Source organism: Pseudoalteromonas ostreae (assembly GCF_018069805.1).
In the GTDB taxonomy this organism is placed as follows: domain Bacteria; phylum Pseudomonadota; class Gammaproteobacteria; order Enterobacterales; family Alteromonadaceae; genus Pseudoalteromonas; species Pseudoalteromonas ostreae.
In genome coordinates this window covers 246277-261095 of record NZ_JAGPYN010000004.1, presented here as the reverse complement: position 1 = coordinate 261095, position 14819 = coordinate 246277, and the positions used below count along the sequence as shown (strand labels likewise).

The window sequence follows — 14819 nt, the reverse complement described above, 5'->3', positions numbered from 1 at the left end:
TCTGCGATTTACGTCATGTGAAGGTGGCGCTATTACCTATAGGCGTAGGCGCTTTGTAGCAACGTTCAATGAGTAATAATTAACTTATAGAGTTAATTATTAGAAAAAGGTCACTTCGGTGGCCTTTTTTAATGCCTACGATTTACGTCATGTGAAGGTGGCGCTATTACCTATAGGCGTAGGCGCTGTTACCTATAGGCGCAGGCGCTTTGTAGCAACGTTCAATGAGTAATAATTAACTTATAGAGTTAATTATTAGAAAAAGGTCACTACGGTGTAATGCCAGTCAGTTAAGCTGACTGGTATTTTTTTCTTGTTAGATGGGTAGGTGGCTGGTGACTTCCATATGGCAGACCATACGTATTTTAGGAAAGATATTTTCACTGTGCCCATTGCTTTGGGCTTTAAATGTTTCATGATTTTCAGGTGTGTCTGTTGTCCGCCAAACAATACCATCGACAGCGAGTAAATTGAGCCCCGCCCATGTTTCAAATTTATCGCTTTGGTAACTTTGCTTTGCCATTGCTAAGAATACTTGCTTAACAAGCTTCTGAGCCTAGCTTGCACGATTGCACTGGGTGCAAATAAAGGTTTTTTATCAGGTAACATAATGTCCATTTGAGTCGCTATATCCCAAACCGAACGTTGTCTAAATAAGCTCATGCCAATGATTGACCATAATACAGCCTCTAAGGGGAGGCGGCGCTTCCTAACCGTTGCTACACCAGCTTGTTGAAAAGCGTGTTCAATTAATTCTGGGGAGAGTATTTAGGCATACTTTTCAAATGTGTGAAACGTGTTGCATGCATCGAGAGTGGAAGCTAATTCATGAGCAAGTTGCATAAAAAAATCCTATGACCTGTGATCATAGGATTTTGATCTCATTTTACCGATCGTCAAGCTTTTTCTTACTTAACTGATCGGCATTACACTACGGTGGCCTTTTTTAATGCTTACGATTTACGTCATGTGAAGGTGGCGCAATTACCTTTAAGTGTTATCACGAATAAATTACCTCAGTTTTTCACTACGGTGGCCTTTGTCTGCGACAGTCACATTACTTTTTTGGACAATTGACTATGAGTTATTCACCATGAGCGATTATCAGATGTGTTTCCATACGATACGATAATTCATAGTCAACAGGCAGTCCTTCACTATCTACAACAAAATGCATAAACCAAATTTACTACCAACTCACACTTAAATCTAGCGCTTCCCCTATACTAGAAGAACAAGGATCAAAAACGGTATAGTCACCAATAATTCTCATAAATTTAGCCTGATTGTTATTTGGCAGCGTTGATAAATCGAGGGTAGTAGTAAGGGCATAAGGTTGTCCTTCTTCGACTACTTTATCAACGACAAGCTCATTAGCTTCATCACCATAAATTCCATTATCGTTGAGGTCAATCCAGACTTTCCATGAGGTAGAATGCTCTGTTACTCCAGTATCTCCTTGAATGTTGATGATAGTATTACTGGGATTTATCAGCTCTATCGGCATTTGGGTATAGTCCCATGCTGTTGAGTTATAATTAATGTCGTTGCCACCAATAGAAACATGAGTGATGTGCTTATCGACGCTAGCTGAGTCTATTGAGCAATACTGATCTGTTACCTGAATAAGCCGTTCAAAGGTATCCTGATCATCGGATTGATCAGTTACTGTCAACTTAACTAGGTAACTTCCTGATTCTGCGAAGATATGCTTAGGGCTGGCTTCTGTTGAAGTTTGACCATCACCAAAATCCCATAACCATTGCACGACTTGACTCGTTGAGCGGCTATCATCGGTAAACTGAGTGCTTAATTTAATTTTATCTACATTAAAATGGCTGAGCACCCCTTGGTCAAAAAGTTTTATTTTTACCTTCTTAAATGCTTCAACGACATCTTCTTCAGATAAGCCAGCAACACCTGCTTGTTGTTTAATACACTCTGCAGCTTCAGTTAGTGTGGTCAACGCACTCCAACAGATCTTGGCTGAATTTAAATACACTTTATAGGTAGGCTCTATACCCCATTGATTTGATAATAAATAAAATGGATAAGTGATCATACCAATGCGTAAATAGAAATTATCACCAGCCTCTTCATAATCAAGAAAACTATCAATGGCACCATTTTCAGTTTTTATCTGATCGAGATGACGAATAAAGCCGCCATTCTCTTGGCCGTGAATCCAATTATCTGAATGTCCAGTAAACTCGTATTTTGCCATTACACCTGAGATATCGCCAAAGGCTTCGTGCAAGGTACGAGCATCAGTACTAATTTCATGATCGAATTGATTTAAATCAGACACTCTATTTAAAACCCCATGGCCCACTTCGTGCGCAATGATGTCAAGTGAAGCCATAGAGTAAAATAACGGATACGCATCACCAAAGTTGGCATATGCACCATCCCAAAAAGCGCCTTGTTCATATTGTTGACCATAGTGAACGCGGATTCTAATTTTGTCTTCCAGTGGCGGCTCCCCAAGGTATTTAATAAAGCTATTGTAAACGAATGTGCCGTAAAACATGGCGTCATTAAGCGTTGAATATGTCCAGACCCCAGTTTCATCAGAAATCATATCTTCGGAGTGTGTTGGCTGCGTATCACATAAAAAGGAATAAGGAGGGAAAGCATTCTCATTAACGTCGTTAGGGAGCTTGTTGCGATTATTACTCTCGCCAGCTTCATCCTTAGTATTATTCATATGAGTAATGCTGACTAAACCATTATCAAAGATACATAGTCCACCTTGCTCTTTTGTGCGCTGAATTGAAATTTTCTTGCGACTTGCGCCATAATCCCAAGTGTGAACTTTATTCCCCCCAGGCCCCGATAATTCAGCATTACCTATGAAATCATGGAAGGGAATAAGGGTACCTTTTGGGGCCTGTCCAATGGTGTTTACTGGCAAAAGTAATAGTGCATTGGTATTTGCAGGTATACTTGTATCCTCAGGGATATCAAGATGGTAAACCGTCTTATTCATAGTTTTTAACCAAGCATCGCCCTGTTTATTTCCTTGCTCATCTACCCAATAAACCCACACAGACTCAACTTTAGCAGGGTCACTATCAATAACGTCAGGGGCGACAATAGTTACGATGCCAGATAGTTTGCCAATAGAGCTATCTTGATCACGAAAAAAAGCATGTAATATTTGATTAGTTGGCACTTCAGTAACAGGGTTTAGCGGTTTTTCAATTGGCGGTTTTTCAATTGGTGGAAGTTTAATCGGAGGTGAGTCAGGGCTACTGTCACCCCCACACGAAACAAGAAATAAAGTAATAAAGATAGAAATGAATTGTTTAAATCTAATAAGATTTAATTGAATGAGATTTGTCGGCAGTAAAAGTGATTGAAAAAAAGTCATTGGCTATCCTTAGTCGATGGGGGTATGTAAATAAGCATCAAAAATCAATGTAATATGATTTAATTTTGGTTTTTACCATTGAGTTTACACTCTAGAACAAATACGTTATTCTTTCAATTTATTTGGCTAAATTATAGACTATAGCGTGTAAGTAACCTGAGGTTTAGGTTAGCCTATTTCTTATCCAAAGCTAAGGTTAAATAACCTCATTAGTTGAAGAGCAATGTTACAAGGGCGACGAGACAGCAGGTTAAGGGTGTGCAGTATCTCGCATCTCCCAAATGTTTGTTCGCCTAGTCAATGTTCGCTATCGCGGACTCAATCTGGCTTTCGCAAAGAGTTGTACCGGGCAAAGTCGCACAATATTTACCTGCTTGCTCGAGTCCGATACGCTGAGTATTACGTGCTGTAATACGCGCTGCTAGCTGCTCTATTTCAAGCGGTTCTTCAGACACAGCTTTAAACGCACTCAATCTCTCTATCTCGTCATAAACTAAATCTTGATAACTTCTGAGCCTCGCGGACAGCGCAATATAGCGCTCAGATATTGCAGCCTGGCCAGCATAGGCTAAGTCATAATGACCAGAGTCCTCATAGCTTTCGACTTCATACTTTAAAATATTTAAATGTTCGTCTTTAAGGTCGTCAACATAGGTACCACCATCAAATAAATAGCTAAACAAATTGTCGGCATACGTTATACAAGAGGTTAGATTATCGGTTTTACAATGCATGGTGCCATTTTTACTTAGTCTAGCCAGTTCTGGCGTCATACCACCATCGGTGTTCACCTGAATAGTATATACAGCATCTTTGGTAGCTTCTTGAAATGCTTTAGTTTTAGTAAAAGTCTTACTGAAAAAAAGAAACTTCACTTTGATTTTAGTCTGAAACCATTCGTATTTAGTGCGATCTCTAAAGTGGAGTTTGGCTGTTACATAGATACGCGAGCCGAGTTTGATATTGTGGATAAAGCTGTCACCACAGCGGCTTCTTACTTGATTTGGAGCTTTATTTAGTAGCTCCTGAATGGCCATTTTGGTGGTTCTATTTTCAAAGTTATAACTTCCTTTTTCATAGGTTAGCTCTACTGCGGAGGCGGCAGAATTTCTATTTTTTGTCACTTTCCTGCGCATGGAAAATTTGGCTGAGCCTCCAAAAATAACCAAATTGATACCACCCTTTACGCTACCTGTGATGGTATTGAGCATGGTATCGGAGTCAAAGTCGCCACGATAAGCCAAATCGCCCATGCTACCGCCTTGAAATTGCCATTGGCCATTGAGGCATGATTCAAGCGGCATGCCTAATTTCTGCTCAAATCCCTGTCCGAGTTGTTCTTGTTCGGTATTTAAAAAGTAATAGGTATGTGCATTTGCATAAAAGCTTAACAGGCCACAGAGCACTATTAATATGATTCTTAAGTGCATACATAAAAATTCCTGTAAATGGTTTACAGTGGGAAAGGGGCGAGAAAGCAACAACTCAATATTCGATTGTGTATTACTTGCTACGCCTCAGTTGAACTAATTGAATCTTAGCGTTTTTACTACTCACTAATTTTCAAAAGCGGTTCCATAGGTTGGCAGGGCTGATTTACATGGTAGCCAGACCATCACGCCTGCAGCAGGGTCATTTGCATCAACAAAGGAAGGCGCCCAGCCTAACTGCCTAAACCCAAGTGATACATGATTTTCTTCGACACCAAAGTTTGCTGTTGCTTCTCGGGCATTTTCGCATTTGAAGTATTGCGTCATGTTATCAGCCGGTATATTCAGATCGGCAAGTGTGTAGTTTTGTATGCAACCGACGCCACTACCACTGCAGGTATTTAGGTAATCATTCCACGCATCTGTACAAGCAGTACTATAAGGATTATCGCGACAAACTCGAGCATATTGCTCATAAATCCAAGCGTTATTATAAGCGGCTTCCTGCACGCCTTCTGCTTTTTGACGCTGTACATCAGTCATCCAGCTAGCGTATTGTGCAAGCACACCACGAGCACGGTGCTCATGATTAACCGACTTTTTGAATTGATCCTCAAGCCATAAAGTACGGTAGGTGGTTTCAAAGCGAATATCTTTATTACCAGAATCTAAGCGACGTACATCTTGTGAACTGATCTCGTAAGGCGTTGCTTTGTAACGCACGACGTTGTAATCAGATAGCGTATTAAACTGATTACCAAAGTCGTTCTTCGCATAGTTTACCGCTTGCTCAAATAAGGTAAAGCAAGGCCCATAGTTATCAAGTGAACAAGTGATAATATTGCTAGGAATTATGCTGAGAAGCTGCTTAGGATCACCACCTTTTTGCAATGCTCTGACGGTGATACGCACACTTTTCTTAAGATCTTCGTCAATATAATTAAGCTTACCATCGACGCTAATACCAATATTCCCTGCGCCATAGCTAACGCCTAAGTAACCGCCAATTTCGCTTTTGTGCTGTTCACTTAAGTACTCAATTTTCATGTTAATAAGTAACTGAGCACCGTATTCAATTTCACTAATAAAGGCATCACCAGCCATGCTCATTAGTTTACTTTGATATTCATGTGCGAGCGTATTACCCGAAGGTGTCAATATATAACCAATGTTCGCATCTGCTGGCATAAGAACACGCTTTTTTGGTGTCAACGACGCTTGGAAAGTATAAGTATTCGAAAACTCAGTGGAGGACATCTCCTTGGCTAAGTGACCACCGGCTTTAATGCGAATAACAGGAAAGCCAACATCTACATCAACATTACCATTTAGTTGACGGAGAACTTCGTCGTAGCTGCCATTGTTTACTAGTTCAAATTGCACACGAGTATTACCAAGTGTTTCAACGGTTTCACCTGCGACAGTTTGGACATTCAAAAAGCGCTTTTGGTCGCTGTTATAGGCTGTACCCAACACAATGTGATCGTTCACCAACCCAGGAATTTCACTTTGGAAGGTATTTACACTCTGTGCTTTTTGCATTAATTCTGCTTCATTCACAAAATTTGAATCGGCAAATGCGAAAGGTATAGTGCTGGCAATAAATGCCGCGATAGTCTGTTTGTATAAATTCATGTTGCCACCTGTTACTTCACGTAAAGGAGGTAATCTTCTACCTCTCCGGAGTCTATTTCTTTACATGCGTCATTGCTGCCACCCAAGTAATCCATGGTAACGCGCATTTTCGTCATGCCCTTTTTTGCACCCGTTGGCGGGGTAATTTCGACCTGAATTGCTTGCTCAGAAACACCAGCAAACAAGGTTTCTTTTGTATCGTTAAAATCGCCGTCTTGATTCCAATCAATAAACACATGCCAAGTTTCAGGGTATGTTTCTGAACTACTAAATCCAGGAATTAATGTTAACGGATAGCTTTTATCTGCATATATTTTTGCAGTATCGCCAACATAGTTACTGTAAAAGGTGTTGCTACTGGTGTTTTCAATATTGGAAAACTTCACTGATTGGATGAACTCGTAGGCGCGCTCACGAGACTTTGTTGTACAATAGTTTGGCATTGTAGGTGTTACCATAACAGCACTGATCCGATAGTCAGACGGGATCTGAAAACAAGACGCAGTTGTTGATTGACCCGCAAACCAATTCTTAGGATTCGCATTATCTTCGTCACCAAAGGTGAGGTATTTCGCATCCCCCCTAAGGGTACTATTTTTGTATAGCATCACCTGTTTAAGATTCGCTATTTTCTCATCGTTTGGAATGGGGGTTGTGGGGTCGAAGATATTATCAGAGACTTCAACCAATAATCCTGAATAGCATTTTTCTAACCATTGAAAGCGGCCTAACGCTTGCTGTGGGGAGAGTACATCTTGAGATTCAAATAAAGTCGTATTTGCATCTACTGATGGCGCTATTGTAGCAGCGAACGAGGTAATTAATGTGCTGATTAGCATGACTTTTAACATAGTCTTATTCCTTATAATTCTAGCCATTTACGGTCATACTGATGAACGCGGCCACGAGTCTGTAGTTCTCTATCGCGGCAATAATTACCAATTGAATTACGCTTACAATAATCAACGGCGTCCGCCAGAATAAAAGAGTTAAAGAGTGAATTATCGCGAATGGTTTCTAATGCAGTTCGATGTGAGTTATTCAACTCACTGGCGTAGTAATTGAGTACGTTATCCGCACGGCGATTGTCGAGAATTGCCTGAACCCAATCATCACTCATATTTTTGAGCGCTAATTTAGTTAGGATGCTTTTGGCAGGATATACATCATCAGGTACTAAAGGTGATAGGCTCGGCCCTGAATCGGTGTAACCTTGTGTCAATACTCTACTGACGTTATACTTATCTAAGGTATCAAACTGAGTAACATAGTTGGTTTTTATATAATCGATGCTGTTTTTAAATACATCAAAGCATGGTGTCGGGTTTTCCATCGTACAGTTAACGAGTTGATTTGGGATCACCTTCAAAAGCTCTGTCGGGTCGCCACCAAATTGTAATGCAGAAACCGTAATTTTGATATTTCGTTTCACATCTTCGTCTACTTTTTGCAATTTACCACTGACATTGACTTTACCAGCCCAATCAACACCAAGCTGACCACCCCATTTGACTTTGTCTTCGTCATTTTTATATTGGAACTTGAGGTTGAGCATCACTTGAGAGCCATATTCAATCGCTGACACGAACTCATTACCAATATTATTGAACTTGTCCCCTGGATTGGCATTGACCAAATCAAGCGCGGCTTGTGTAGGTTTAAACCCTATTTGAGGATCTGCAACTAACAGCCGTTTTTTTGGCTTTAAAGAGAGAAATAATGTGTAAGTACCGGTGTAGTTATCTGCAGTATTTTGTTTCGCATAGCTTGCGCCAACTCCTACTTTTATTACAGGAACATCAAGGGCAGCTCCTAAGTTACCATCAAGCATACTGGATAGTTGGCTATAACTCATGTCTACACCGACAACAAAATCCATTTCAGTATTACCATAGGTTTCATCTACTCGACCAAGTACACTTTGCAGTGCATAAAAACCTTCTTTTTCACTGTGGTAAGCGGTACCTAGTGTGACAGAATCTACGTCAGAGTTGTTTGCTTGAATAGCAAAGTCAGAATTACTTGTTTGATCAGCCGCTGCTGAAAAACTACAGGCAAAAAGACCTGCTACCCCCATGGCACGTGCCAATGGTGAATAATATGTAAGTTTCATATTTAATTCCTTTCAGAGAAATATGGCCTTTCGAGTAGAAAGGCCTAGTGGCCAGATTAATCCAAACTGTTGATGTAGTCAGTTTTCCACTTTTCAGGAAGGCGTTGAAGAATCTCTTCTTCTGACATGCGAATATTCTGATCTTTGTAGTTCAATTCGTCTTGAGTAGCCAAATCTCCTACCGCCATGCCGTTTGCAAACATCGCAAAATTACGAGACTCAGCGAATCTCGAATTTTCTGTAGGCGCCAGTTTCAAATTGTAGATTTTGTCTTTGTACTTCTCTTTTGTTACATCAGTAATAAGCACAGAACCTGTTTCAGTAAGGATACGATCGCCTACTTGTAGTTCTTTCGCCCAAATAAGACCTTTATTAGAGGTAGAAACTGGGTGAGTCTCCGTTGTTAATATGTCAGAGTTATCAGCGCCTTTTATGCGATACATCTTAATCGCTTCAATCCCTACTGACACATCAATAACTTGCATGGATTCTTTAACTTGAGTATTCGAAGCAAGTGCACCTAATACAAAATCGCCTTTCGCAATATCTTCAATAGCGCGTTGTTTGCCATCGGCCATCGTGATCATTGTGCCGGTCGCTAGGCAGCTGTAACCTAACTTCATCATTGGTAACACTTCACTGTAGAAGTTACCAAAACGTGTTGACGTTTCAGACGTTAGCGAAATTTGGAATGCAACCGCGCCACCACGCTTCTTAAAGTACGGATAACCTTTAACTGCAAATGTCATATACCAGTTTGCCTCGGCGATATTAGAGAACAGTTTGGCATTACCAAAGCGGCCTTCTGAACGCGGAATATTCCAACGAATGATCGACTCTTGGTTTACAGTATCAACTTCGAACTCTAGATAGTCAGAAAATTGTTTTGCATTTTCGAGTCCTTTGTAGCTTTGCTTTGTCGCGCCCCCATAGATACCTTCCTGTAAATAGATATTTGTTGGCTCATCTATACCGTTTGGTAAATCACCTACAGTTGGATAAATCTCAGTGATCTCGTGAGGAACACGCAATTCACCGTTGAATGGGATGTTTACATCCGTAATTTCGTTTGGATCTCCAATTTGGTCGGCGGCGTAGTCACAGTCTGCATGACTGCGGTTTAGACAGATTTTAATAACAGCATCATTGTTTTTATCGATAGGCGCAGCAGCAGTGTATTTTGGACGTGTGTCCAATGATGAACTTATCCCAATGTTAAGTGCAGATGCTGCTGCGTCGCTTTTTTCCGCTGGTGAAGCAGAGCCATAAAGCGCTTCAAAGTGCTCCCATGAGAATGGGTATTCAGTATACTTCATCGTCGTACTGATAGTGCCATCTTCCTGCTCAAGTTCCACATATGAACTGGCATAAATGGTATCTAGATTTGGGAAGTTTGCTTTCAATGATTTCAGTGAAATAGTCGAAGTCGCAAGCGTATCTTTCCCATTCAACATATTAAATGTAGAGCCTAAAGGTGCGAGTTGATTGCCGTTTGCATCTTCTAATAGTAAATCTATATAGGTCGCTTGTGTGCCGCCAAAACGAGAGCTTTTTGCTCTTACAATTAGGTAGGGTTCGTTTGTATCTGATGAGATGGCTAAGTTCATATCTAAGAAGAAGTGTGCTTCTTTAATGATATCGACTTCACTTTCACTAACCGGTGGCACTTCAGATGTTGCCATGTTCATTTTGGCTGATAAATGCTGTCCTATAGCTACATCTAGCGTTTTATGTAGTTGTGGATAATCACTCTCAATACGATTTGCCTTTATCAATCGTGACTTTGCTAATTGATAGTGCTGTGGATTCGACATATCTAGCTTACGGATCCCAAATTGATCCGGCTGTGTTACCGCTTTGCCCAGCATTGCTGCAGGCCCAGACTTCTGTTTTGACGCTATGGTAGCTTGTTGTTCATTTATATAGTTGCTAGCAGCTACCGCGTTACTGACTACTAACGCGATTGCAAGCGGCATGAGCAGCTTTTTGTTTAGTTTTTTCACGTTTTTTTCCTTAATTGTTATAGATTTCGACAAGGTAGTCTTCAATTTCTCCGCTCCCTGAGGTTGCGGCACTGCTATAGTCAGAGCAAGGATCGATACTATTTACTCTGCTAAATCCGTAATACTGCAAAATTCTCATACGAGTCGTTGTGACAGGCTGTGACAACTTATTGCTTGGGATGCTAAATTCACCCTCAACATGACCTTTACCGTAGTCTTGGTTAGTCTGATCGAAGTCCATTATTAAAAGTTCTGATTTGTTGTTTCTCCAGTCTCCATTACCAAATTGACCATCACCGTTTAAATCAATCCAGACATGGTAATTCTCAGCAAATGTTTCAGTACCAGCATAACTGGCTTCAATACGATAGGTATTGTTCTGTGCAGCATATAGCTTGATTGGATTATTAGGGTTAACGACGCCTGCTTGCTGCGCATTGCTAAACGGACCATCTTGATTGAACGTCACTTTGTTAATGTGTTCATAGTCAGTGATACCCTCCGCCGTGCAATATTCAACTGGTTGTGCTGCTTTAAGCTCTAGTAGTATATTTTTGGTGCCGGTAACTCGTCCCCCCAACCAATGTTGGTCGTAACTAATAGTTAAGCTCGCGGTATAGGTTCCAGCAGCTTGATATGTATGCTCTATGTCTTGGCCAAAATTACTGTTTTGTGTGATTGTTGTGCCGTCTCCAAAACCCCAAACTAGAGTGACATCGGGATCCCAAGCTGCGTTGTCAGGTTTTGTGGTCGTGTTATTAAAGCTTACCTTAAATGTACCATCTGCTTGTTCGTTTATCGTATAGCTCACTTCAGGAGTAAAATTACTCTCGCCAATGTTTACCGTTTCACTGGCCGATTGCGTACCATCAATATGCTGAATTGTGAGTGTAATAGTGTACTCACCATCGGCTTGGTAGGTGTGATTAGTGTCTCTTTCCGAGGAGTTATCGCCATCACCAAATTGCCACTGTATCGTGCTGTTTTCAGGTGTAATACTTTGATTTGTATCTAGATAAACAGTGCTTCCAGAGCTGTGAGGTGTAAACTTTGCTGTGATTGTCGTATCGAACTGAACTTGTTTGTTCCAACTTCCTATTACTTTGTTGAATCTGTCATATGCTTTTAGTTCTACCTCATAGCGACCAGACTGCGCATATTTATGAATGGGTGACTTTTCGCTACTGGTGGTGCTGTCGCCAAATTTCCATTGCCAACGTTTAACACGTGCATCTATCGTGTTGTTATCAAAACTCATTTGATTAACACCTTGGTTAGCACTAATTCTCAAAACAACAGGGTCATTGTTTTCAAGTAGTTTAACGGTGTAGTCTTCAACTTCACCCCAAGACATATCTCCACACGCGGATTTTACTAGACCAAATGACACCATAGTACGAATGCGATAGGCTTGGTTTAACTTGCCACTCAATGATATCTCGCCAGTCAATTGTGTCTTACTGCTTCCAAAGAGCACGAGCTCTTCAGTCTTGTGGAATAAGCCATCGTTGTCTTTGTCTAACCAGACATAAAAGTTCTTTGTTTTGTCTTGAGTGTCTGGATGTGGTGCTGCGGTTAGCGTTACATTGAGTATTTTACCGTCTTCCACTTCGACTACATCAGATGAATAGTCACTGTAATTGCTTGAAGTAGAATCATTTTTAAAGTTATTTAACGAAACTGACGATAAGTAATACTTGCTATAATTAATACCTTGCGCTGGACAATAGTTGTCAAAAACTTGAATAGGTAGCATGAAAGTGTCTGACTGACCAGAAGGAGCGATGCCCGTGAGTTCAACGTTGTATTCGCCAGCAGTAGCAAAGTTATGTTTGGGCTCAAAGGCGCTACTTTGCAAACTGCCATCGCCAAAGTTCCACTGCCATTGCCAGCCTTCGCTGTTGGCAGCAGCAACTTGCAGGCCGTCTTTTCGGGTCAAATTTTTAAAATTAAAAGCCAAAAATTGGCGGTCATAACCAAGTTCGCTTTCGAGTCCATGGTTAACTTTCAGGCCAATACCTACTTGCGCAAATGCTTTACGTACGTGGTTTTGTAATTCAGTGGCTTGCCAGTGGCTATCATCTTGCTTATTAACTCCATCTTGAGCCAACTGGTCACTTACCGTGTCGGTTTGTCGCATTACGCAATCTGCACCAGTAAGATAAGTACTATTGCTGGTCCAGCAGTTTTTATTTGCGTTAGCAAACAGGATAAAGGAGTATTTTGTATTCCAAGGCGAGGATTCATTATCTAAATCAGTTGTTGTGAGATAGTAAAAAGCTTTGTTAAATACCCCTGCGCCATGGTGAGAAGTTACTGAGTCATCATAGTCATCAACATGATCAATTGAATTTCCATCTAATGTAGGTGTTTTGAAATAGCGTAGTGCGTCGTCGAGGCGAAATGCTTCGTGATTGCTTTTCCAATCATTGGTTCCCGAGTAAAAGAATTCAGCTGCTTCACCCGCTATATCAGAAAATGCTTCGTTAATAGCACGAGCTTGACCTGTCAGCATTGACTTTGGCGTATTTGAGCCAAATTCCTCAGTAAAACCATGAGCAATTTCATGCGCAACTACATCTAAGGAAACCATAGGATAGAAGAGGTAGTCACCATCACCAAAATAGACCTCGCCATTTTCGTAAAATGCCTGATCCATGTTCAGGCCATAATGGACATTTTGAGTTACCTTCTTATTAAAGTAAGGCTTATGACCAAGATAAGCTTCAAACATCAAACTCGCTGTTTGCCCGTGATGATGGGCATCATTCAAAGCAGAGCGAGCGCCGTGATATTCTTTGTAATTGTTACGAGTTGAATCTGAGCAGTTGTAGCTATAAGGATTATTAACTTGCGCTGTGCCGTGATTATAGTTTCTAGTCTCAACGTTTTGTGCATCGAATAAGCAGGTGGTTTGCTGATTGTCGGTTTCCATTGCAATAACAAAAGTCTTTGGTGGGTAAGAAACATAATCTGCTTGCTTGTAATCTGGACGTGAAACCTTGTCATTGCCTGATGGGCCGCTTCCACCTTCATAAACGATCCGCTGCAACACATCGGATTGGCTGATGAGTTCGTTTGTCGTTAAGTCTACAAAAGAGATGATTCTTTGTGGTTCAAAGGGACCTGACTCGAAATCGGTGAAAAAGGCAATTTTAGCAGCGTGTCGTGCTTTTCCTTGGGCATCTAGATAAATGACTTCTTCGGCTGATTTACGTCTAAAGATTCTGGGGCGTTCATTATTAAACTGAGAAACTATTGAATCTAAAGCTACACTAAGTTGCTTTTCTGACGCGGGAGTTAAAGCTGATATATCTTTAGCAACGTTAACAATTAAATCGCCATAAACTTGTTCAACTACACCATTCTCGCCTGTCAACACAACAAGGTCTTGATTCCAAATAGGAATATTTTTATATTTTTGAGTAATTGTGTGGCTTTGTTTGGTTTCACTCATTTGGCTTTGATGAATTGTTAGCGTTTGGTCTAAGTATTGCGCTGTAAATGCTTTTAGCGCGAGTAGATAGTTTTGATTTGAAGCATTACTAAATATGGATTGTTTTTGTTGTGAAGTAGGCGCAATTTTCTGCGTGTCATTGAATAAAGATATGCGTTCTGCGGCATGGCAATGCATACTTACTGCTGATACTAAAACGCACAGAGACTTTAGTCCTTTCATATTATCTCCATAATTATTTTGAAGACTCCTTTCCACTTAAACGCAACGACTCAATAATTGAGGCATCGCGTTTAAGCGCTGCTAGAACAAACCCTAGACCAGCAGCCCACTCAAAACAAGTTTGCAACAAAAATAAACAAAATGTTATTTATTTGATCCATCCCTGGGGGCAGTTTTTTGTTTTTATTCAATAAGTGGTTGTTATTCATTTATAAATTAAAGCTTTTAAAGCGGGCGAAGGAATGAAGTTCTTATTCAGGCTTTGCTTCATGTATTCATATTTACGAAGATTTTTCTCATAGATTGTCATTACTTGATCTTTGACAGGCACTGTCGTCCGTAACACATGAAACTCGCCACAGGGTGTTAACCCAGACCAATAAATCGTCATACTGTGCTGTCCAATTCTACCAATTACGCTGCGAGTAATTCTCTGGTAATAGTGATAGCAGGCGTACTGGATGTGAGGGTTGCTAAGTAACCTAGCAATTCATTTAATATTGCGTTTAACCTTCGCGTTGTTTTTTATTTTTCGGGCCAAAGCTTTAATGGATAAGAGCTTATGTCTGCAAAGTGTTTCTACAGC

Annotated in this window: 9 protein-coding genes; all 9 read right to left on the bottom strand. The window is 40.6% G+C overall.

What is annotated here, in order from left to right; genetic code table 11:
- Positions 1 to 316 precede the first annotated feature (316 nt).
- Positions 317 to 523 (bottom strand): hypothetical protein, encoded by a 207-nt coding sequence (locus J7338_RS05130; protein WP_210796056.1) that lies wholly within the window; start codon positions 521 to 523, stop codon positions 317 to 319.
- A gap of 2 nt (positions 524 to 525) precedes the next feature.
- Positions 526 to 750 carry a transposase domain-containing protein gene (locus J7338_RS21105; RefSeq protein WP_420875344.1) on the bottom strand — a complete coding sequence of 75 codons (225 nt, stop codon included), beginning with the start codon at positions 748 to 750 and terminating at the stop codon, positions 526 to 528.
- Positions 751 to 1189: 439 nt separating this feature from the next.
- The gene (locus J7338_RS05120) at positions 1190 to 3373 is read right to left on the bottom strand and encodes a PKD domain-containing protein (RefSeq protein WP_210796055.1); all 2184 of its coding nucleotides are present in this window, start codon (positions 3371 to 3373) and stop codon (positions 1190 to 1192) included.
- 293 nt (positions 3374 to 3666) lie between these two features.
- Positions 3667 to 4803, bottom strand: a complete 1137-nt coding sequence (locus J7338_RS05115) for a hypothetical protein (RefSeq protein WP_210796054.1) — start codon at positions 4801 to 4803, stop codon at positions 3667 to 3669.
- Between the two features lie 126 nt (positions 4804 to 4929).
- On the bottom strand, positions 4930 to 6438 hold the full coding sequence (locus tag J7338_RS05110) for a hypothetical protein (RefSeq protein ID WP_210796053.1): 1509 nt from the start codon (positions 6436 to 6438) through the stop codon (positions 4930 to 4932).
- 11 nt (positions 6439 to 6449) lie between these two features.
- Complete coding sequence (locus tag J7338_RS05105) at positions 6450 to 7289, bottom strand: GEVED domain-containing protein (RefSeq protein ID WP_210796052.1); 840 nt, start codon at positions 7287 to 7289, stop codon at positions 6450 to 6452.
- A gap of 11 nt (positions 7290 to 7300) precedes the next feature.
- A complete protein-coding gene (locus J7338_RS05100) occupies positions 7301 to 8551 on the bottom strand; it encodes an internalin (RefSeq protein ID WP_210796051.1) in 1251 nt (416 codons plus the stop codon).
- Between the two features lie 56 nt (positions 8552 to 8607).
- Complete coding sequence (locus tag J7338_RS05095; RefSeq protein ID WP_210796050.1) at positions 8608 to 10554, bottom strand: Hint domain-containing protein; 1947 nt, start codon at positions 10552 to 10554, stop codon at positions 8608 to 8610.
- Between the two features lie 10 nt (positions 10555 to 10564).
- Positions 10565 to 14233, bottom strand: coding sequence for a PKD domain-containing protein (locus J7338_RS05090; RefSeq protein ID WP_210796049.1), 3669 nt, complete (start codon positions 14231 to 14233; stop codon positions 10565 to 10567).
- Positions 14234 to 14819: the final 586 nt, after the last annotated feature.